The following is a 6,085-nucleotide window of genomic DNA, read 5'->3' as shown; positions in this document are numbered from 1 at the left end:
TGTTCTGGCTCATGGGCAGCCTCGGCGGAGCGACCTGGGAACTGCTCGTGGTGCCCGCCGTCGCCGTACCCGCCGCGCTGCTGTGGCTCCAGGCACGCGCCCGGGCTCTGAACGCCCTGCTGATGGGCGACGAGACGGCCGCCGGACTCGGCGTCGACGTCACCCGGCTGCGCCGCGAACTGTTCACCGTGACCAGCGTGCTGACCGGCATCCTGGTGGCGGTCTCCGGCGCGATCGCGTTCGTCGCGTTGATGGTGCCGCATGTCTGCCGCCTGGTGGTGGGCGGTGACGACCGGCGCCTGCTGCCGCTGTCCGCGTTGTCCGGAGCGCTGCTCCTGGTGGTCGTCGACATCGTGTGTCGTACGGCGATGGACACGCAGGAGCTGCCGGTCGGCGTGGTCACCTCGCTGCTCGGGGCTCCGGCCCTGCTGTACCTGCTGGACCGGCGTCTGGGGAGCGGCAGTTGAGGATCGACATCGAGGACCTCCACGTCGCCTACGCGGGCCGTACGGTGGTCGCGGGCGCCCATCTCGTCGCTGAGAACGGCCAGATCACCGGCCTGGTCGGCCCGAACGGAAGCGGCAAGTCCACGCTCCTGCGCACCGTCTACCGGCATCTGAAGCCCGCCGCCGGGCGGGTCCTGCTCGCCGGCACCGACCTGCGCGAGATGACTCCGCTCCGGTCGGCGCAGCACGTGGCGGCCCTGCCGCAGGAGCGCGGGAGCGACTTCGAGCTGACCGTGCGCGAGGTCGTCGCGATGGGCCGTACGCCCTACAAGCGGGCCTTCGCCGGGGAGGACGCCGGCGACCGGGACGTCGTCGCGCAGGCGCTCACCGACGTCGGCATGGGGCAGCAGGCCGGACGCCGCTTCACGGCCCTGTCCGGTGGTGAGCGCCAACGTGTCCTGCTGGCACAGGCGTTCGCACAGAACCCGGACGTCCTGGTGCTGGACGAGCCGACGAATCACCTGGACGTCCGCCACCAAGTGGAGCTGCTCGCCCTGCTGCGGGCCCAGCGCCGTACGACCCTGGTGTCGTTGCACGACCTGAATGCCGCGGCCTCCGTCTGTGACCGCCTGCATGTCCTGCACGAGGGGGCGGTCGTCGCCTCCGGCACGCCGCGGGAGGTCCTCACGCCCGCGCTGATGGCCGAGGTGTTCGGGGTGCGAGCGGCGGTTGTCGACCATCCCCTGACCGGTGACCCGCTCATCGCCTTCGACCACCGGGCGCCGGCGGACCAGGCATCGACGGCCGCACCGCTCGGGGCGCCCGCCCGCAGATGACCGGGCTCGGCCGGTGCCTATGTCATCGGCACCGGACGCGCCGCGGACGAGGGTCGCGTCCTGCCCGCTCGGCTGGTCCGGGGGGCGTAGGGGAGCTGTTCTAGAAGAATTACGTGCGGCCGCCGTTGCCGTTCCAGATGGTCCGGGTCTTTTGGAAGTGCGCGACGAACAGGCCGTAGGCGGTGACGTTCTGGCCGTTGACGACGAGTCCGGTGTCGGCGGTGTTGGTGTTCCAGCCGACGGTATCGTCGGCGCCGTGGTCGGCGCGCCAGATCCAGCTGTGGTCGATGATCGCGTTGTTGGTGTTGACGACCAGGGGCCGGGTGGCCTTGCCGACGGTGATCAGAAGGTTCTTGCCCGCAGCCAGCGCAGCGTTCATGTCGGCCGCACCGGCACCGGGCTTGGCGATGGAGAACTGGTCCAGGGGCAGGGAGCCGCCGGCCCGGGTGCGAACACGGTGGGCCACCCCGGCAGGGTCCGGCACGCCCTCGCCGTGGCCGCGGAGCGCACCGCGGTGTGGAGCGCACCGCGGTGACGGGTCCGTGCGTCCGGTGCTCCCGCAGGCACGGCTGGGTGGAACGGGTGGTGCGCGTAGGCGCCGGGTGCGCGGGCCGGGCTCAGAAGCCGGTCAAGGTGATCTTCCCGATCGTCCTGCCGGACTCCATGATGCGGTGGGCCTCCCGCAGGTGCTCCGCGTTGATCGTGCCGAGGTCGGTGGTGGCGGTGGTGGTGATGATCCCGGCGTCCACCAGGCGGGCGATCTGGTTCAGGATGTGCCGCTGCACCGCCTGGTCGGGCGTCCGGTGGAGCGAGCGGGTGAACATGAACTCCCAGTGGAAGGAGATGCTCTTGGACTTCAGCAGGCCGATCTCGACCGGGCCGAAGTCGTCGATGGCCACGAGCCGTCCGAACGGCTTGAGGATGTCCGCGTAGGCGGCCAGGTTCTGATCCGTACCGGCGGTGCTGAAGACGTAGTCGACACCGCCCGGTGCCGCTTCGGCGACCTGCGGTGCCAGGGGCTTGCGGTGGTCGACGATGCGGGCGGCCCCCATGCGGCGGGCGAACTCGCTGGTCTCCGGGCGGGAGGCCGTGCCGATCACCGTCAGGCCGGTCAGCGCGCGTGCCAGCTGGGCCACCATCGCGCCGACGCCGCCCGCGGCCGCGGTGACCAGCAAGGTGCCGGTCTTCTCCAGGGCTCGGTCGCGCAGCCCGAGGTGCTCGAACAGGCCCTCCCACGCGGTGAGCGACGTCAGCGGCAGGGCCGCCGCCTCGGCGAAGGAGAGGGTGGCGGGCTTGCGGCCGACGACTCGCTCGTCCACGGTGTGGAAGAGCGAGTTGGTGCCGGGCCGGTCGATGGCACCGGCGTAGAAGACATCGTCGCCGGCCTCGAACTCCTCCACCTCGTCGCCGACGGCGACGACCGTGCCCGCGGCGTCCCACCCGAGGACCTTCGGCTCGCCGCCCGGGTCATTGTTCTGCCGCACCTTGTAGTCGACCGGGTTGACCGCGATGGCCTCGACCCTTACCAGCAGGTCACGAGGGCCGGGCTCCGGCACCGGCAGCCGGACGTCCTCGAGGCTTCCGGCATCGTCCACGGGCAGGCTCTTGCGGTAGGCGACAGCGGGCATGACGGCGGGCATCTTGCTCATCCTTGGCTCCTGGCGATGCTGGTGGCGCTGGTGGTGACTGCGCCCGTAACGTAGCTCGAGGGAGGTAGTAACCTTCAAGGGCAGTTACTTCCCAAAGGAAAGTAACTTCTCGGTGCCGGAAAGAGGGAGGGCCTGACCATGGTGACGCCGTGCACATCCGGACGGCACGACCACCACGACATATACGCGGCCCAGTGCCCGTGCCGCGAGGTTCTGGATCTGCTGGCCAACAAGTGGTCGGCACTCGCCATCGGTGCCATGGAGGAAGGCCCGCAACGCTTCGGGGCGCTGCAGCGGCGCCTGGAGGGCGTCAGCCCGAAGGTACTCACCTCGACGCTGCGCCGCCTGGAGGACAAGGGATTCGTGAGCCGCACGATCTACCCCGCGGTCCCGCTGCACGTGGAGTACGCGCTCACCGACCTGGGCCGCAGCGTGGCCCGGCCGCTGGCGCAGCTGCGGCTGTGGGTCGAGAACCACATCGACGAGATCGCCCAGGCCTGACGCCGACCGGACCGGTCACCGTACCCGGACCGGTCACCGTACCCGGACCGTACACCCCGACCAGGTCCGCACCGGAGCCTGCCGCCTGTCCGGCGCGCCACCGGCCGGCGCCGGACGACTTGCGTGCCGATGCCCGCATGAGCCTTGGAGCCGGGGCGACCCGGAGCCGCCCTGTGGGGTGGGCAGCGTGAAGGGCCCCCTCCGCCCGCAGCCGTGACGCGACGTCATGCCTCGTACGGCCGCGCCTCGGATGCGCCGTGAGTCGGCAGGGGCGACGGTGGCCCATGCCCGAGGCGATCGTGTACCCGCCGGCGGAGGACCGACCGCCGCGCCCGCGTCGGCCCCGCCTTCGTGGGCATGGCTTACGTCGTCGAGTTGCTGCGGTCGGCCGGTCGGGAGGACGTCGAACCGGAGGACCTGTCGGCGCCGGGCTGGTCCAATGGCGCGGCGGCGAGGTGCAACCCGTAACGATCTTGGCGCAAACCTTGTGCCTGCCCAGGTTCCCTCTAGCCTCCCGGCATGGGATTTCTTCCGAGTCGCCGCAACAGGTCACGCCTCGCTCCGGAACTGGACGACCAGGACCTGGGCAAACTTCTGAAGTCGCTGCTGGCGAACACGGACCTGTGCGCGGCACAGATCTCCGGACTGCTGGGGGAGGGCCGGGGGGACTGGGACCTGCGGACCCACCGCCTCGGCGTACTGGCGGACCACTTGAACGAAACACATGTGCCGCGCACCTGGGCCACCCGCGAGCCGGACAACGCCGACGCGCTCGCGCTGTACGCCTGGGCCCGCGTGGCGCGGGCCCGCCACGAGGGATCCCTCGCGAACGCGACCGAAGTGGCCGACGACTGCCTGCGGGCCGCGGAGATCGCCCCGGAGGACCCCACTCCCTGGGTGATCCTCCTGAAGGTCGCCCGCCTGGAACACTGGGCGCAGCCGCAGGTCTTCGGAGTCTGGAACGAAGTGCTCGCACGCGACCGCTGGAACCGCGAGGCCTACCTGAGCATGCTGGGGTACCTGAGCCCCGAGGAAGGCGGATCACGCCTCCAGATCCTGGACTTCGTGGACTCCCTGATCCTGCGGATGCCCGCGAATGTCCCCTGCGCGGCCACGGAACTCACCGCCCATGTCAGCCAGTACCTGGCCATCCTCGGCCGGGGCGGAGTCGAAGCGCTGGTGGCGCGCAACCACTGGTCGAACGTCACGGCCAAGCAGGCCCTCGACCGTGTGGCCCACACCTGGGTCCAGCCCGGCTTCCTCCGCCACGCCCGGTCCCTGGCCGACCTCAACACGCTCGCCTACGCGCTGATGGCCGCCGACCGGCGCCGGGAGGCCGCACCGGTCTTCGAGGTACTGGGCGGGGTGGTCACCCAGTGGCCCTGGCAGGCCGGCGGCGACCCCCTGACCGAGTTCGACCAGGCCCAGCGCAGAGCCGCGGCCGCCCCGTGACGCCCCGGGGCCCGTCCGTCAAGGACGGCTCGGCGAATGCCTGCGGAACGGACAAGGCAGCGTCGATCGGGCCCAAGACGCCGTGCGGTGTGCCGCCTGACCAGTCGCCGGGCACCTGGGCGCCCGTGGGCGGCCGCCCCCAGGAATATGCGAGGGCCACGCCGGTCTCGTGGGGGTGGCTTCGGGCCTTCGGGTGAGTTTTCGGCACTTCTTCGTCTGTCCCGGAAGGCTACGGAGCGGCAGCCGGCTTGGCCTTCTTGATCGCGCGGGCCAGATATGTCGACACGGCCCGGATGTCCGCCTGGGTCATGACCGACTCGACGTAGTCGACGGCGACACCTTTGGGCAGACCGCGGCTCAGCGCCCTGTCCGTGGGTGGGCGGGGGGCGACGAGGAGGCGCTGCGTCGACAGGTCGTCGAGGCCCGACGCTGTGGGATCGACGCCGTTCCTCTCCAGCAGGCTCCTCAGGTTGCTCACCGCGAACGGTTCGACCTCGCCGCCGGCGACGGGGAGTTGGGCGCTGCCGCCGATCTCGCGGAAGAAGCCCTTTCGCATCTGCTCCGGTGCCGTGGACAGGTTTCCGCTCTTCACCTCCATGATCCACAGAGGCGCGGCCTCGCGTTTCCCGTCACGGACGAGCCACAGGGACGTGTCGTACAGCTGCGCCAGCCCGCTGCCCCGGGTCTTGGTCGCGTACACCTCGGACTCGACGACCACGATCCGCCAGCCCCTCCCGAGCTTCGTGACCAGCTTCTGGGCGCGGTCGCCCGCTTCCGCCATCAGATGGTTGACCCAGGGGTGGCGCAGTGCCATGGCCTCGCCGAGGACTCCTTGCAGGTGAATGGCGAAATCTTCGATGTCCTTCGGCTTCAGGGAGCCGGCCATCTTCATGGAGGCGGCCTTTTCGGCGATCCGGCGCCAGACCGGATCGTTTTGAGGGAGGAAGCAGGAGATCCGTTCCATCAGGGCGGACATCTCGGGTGGGGATTCGATCGCCGCGTCGAGGAAGGTTTCGTAGATGCGCAGGCCGTCCTCCGCGGTGGTCACGGGCGCATGCGCCTTCGCCTGGGCCGCTTTCGGCTTTTTGGCCAGAGCCGGCTGACTCTGCGTGCCGTGCCACTTGGACTTCTGAGCCTGCTTCCGGGTCCGCTGAGCGACCGCGGTCAGTTCATCGACCTCTCGGTCGAACCAGTTGATGAA

6 protein-coding genes and 1 pseudogene are annotated in these 6,085 nt (G+C 70.4%); 4 read left to right on the top strand and 3 right to left on the bottom strand.

Translation table 11 applies throughout. The annotated features are described in order from the left end of the window. Together IE249_RS39230 and IE249_RS32780 are read left to right on the top strand one after the other, a co-directional pair. Positions 1-467: FecCD family ABC transporter permease (locus IE249_RS39230; RefSeq protein ID WP_229859772.1), on the top strand; the 467-nt coding region annotated here is incomplete at its 5' end. Then, the gene (locus IE249_RS32780) at positions 464-1,282 is read left to right on the top strand and encodes an ABC transporter ATP-binding protein (RefSeq protein ID WP_189710724.1); all 819 of its coding nucleotides are present in this window, start codon (positions 464-466) and stop codon (positions 1,280-1,282) included. The genes IE249_RS39230 and IE249_RS32780, both read left to right, overlap by 4 nt. Positions 1,283-1,394: 112 nt before the next feature. Here IE249_RS32780 and IE249_RS32775 read toward each other — a convergent pair. After that, a pseudogene (locus tag IE249_RS32775) lies at positions 1,395-1,733 on the bottom strand (pectate lyase-like domain-containing protein); the annotation flags it as partial. 166 nt (positions 1,734-1,899) lie between these two features. Beyond that, positions 1,900-2,931, bottom strand: a complete 1,032-nt coding sequence (locus tag IE249_RS32770; RefSeq protein WP_189710722.1) for a zinc-binding alcohol dehydrogenase family protein — start codon at positions 2,929-2,931, stop codon at positions 1,900-1,902. A gap of 138 nt (positions 2,932-3,069) precedes the next feature. Here IE249_RS32770 and IE249_RS32765 point away from each other — a divergent pair, with 138 nt between their 5' ends. Both IE249_RS32765 and IE249_RS32760 read left to right on the top strand, forming a co-directional pair. Beyond that, a complete protein-coding gene (locus IE249_RS32765; protein WP_189710720.1) occupies positions 3,070-3,432 on the top strand; it encodes a winged helix-turn-helix transcriptional regulator in 363 nt (120 codons plus the stop codon). A 519-nt stretch (positions 3,433-3,951) separates the two neighbouring features. Continuing rightward, positions 3,952-4,884 carry a hypothetical protein gene (locus IE249_RS32760; RefSeq protein WP_189710718.1) on the top strand — a complete coding sequence of 311 codons (933 nt, stop codon included), beginning with the start codon at positions 3,952-3,954 and terminating at the stop codon, positions 4,882-4,884. Positions 4,885-5,113: 229 nt separating this feature from the next. On the opposite strand, the gene IE249_RS32755 is transcribed toward IE249_RS32760, so the two are convergent. Next, on the bottom strand, positions 5,114-6,085 hold a 972-nt coding region (locus IE249_RS32755), incomplete at its 5' end, for a hypothetical protein (protein WP_189710716.1).

The sequence above is a fragment of the Streptomyces anandii JCM 4720 genome (genome assembly GCF_014650655.1).
Taxonomy (GTDB): domain Bacteria; phylum Actinomycetota; class Actinomycetes; order Streptomycetales; family Streptomycetaceae; genus Streptomyces; species Streptomyces anandii.
Note: the sequence above shows the minus strand (reverse complement) of the source record. Positions and strands in the feature narration are given on the sequence as shown.

Excerpts from the sequence above, each read along its gene's own strand:
- IE249_RS32760 (WP_189710718.1), top strand. The coding sequence starts at position 3,952 with ATGGGATTTCTTCCGAGTCGCCGCAACAGGTCACGCCTCGCTCCGGAA.
- IE249_RS32770 (WP_189710722.1), bottom strand. The coding sequence starts at position 2,931 with ATGAGCAAGATGCCCGCCGTCATGCCCGCTGTCGCCTACCGCAAGAGC.
- IE249_RS32765 (WP_189710720.1), top strand. The coding sequence starts at position 3,070 with ATGGTGACGCCGTGCACATCCGGACGGCACGACCACCACGACATATAC.